Raw genomic sequence first — 281 nt, 5'->3', positions numbered from 1 at the left:
GTCATTACCCAAAGAAAAAAATTCAGCAGCACGTAAATATGTAGCACCTACAAGCCACCTATTATCATTTACAGCTTTTTCTCCAAGTTCTTTGAATACACTCTTTGCATTCTGTAAGTTGTTTATACGTTCACCAGCTTGTTTCAGTTCATCATAGCTTAAAAATCCTGTTGAATACCATCGGTTCAGTTGAAAATTAAGTAGGTTATCATTATTAAAAGTATGATACCCTATAGGAAATTTCAATGTCATAAACCTAACTCCCTCCTTTAACATACCAC

General features: G+C 33.8%; 1 protein-coding gene. It reads right to left on the bottom strand.

What is annotated here, in order from left to right; all coding sequences use genetic code 11:
- On the bottom strand, nt 1–252 hold a 252-nt coding region (locus AACQ14_RS23815; protein ID WP_339366028.1), incomplete at its 3' end, for a hypothetical protein.
- Between the last annotated feature and the right edge of the window lie 29 nt (nt 253–281).

It is taken from the genome of Vallitalea maricola (assembly GCF_036985595.1).
Classification (GTDB): Bacteria; Bacillota; Clostridia; order Lachnospirales; family Vallitaleaceae; genus Vallitalea; species Vallitalea maricola.
Note: the sequence above shows the minus strand (reverse complement) of the source record. Positions and strands in the feature narration are given on the sequence as shown.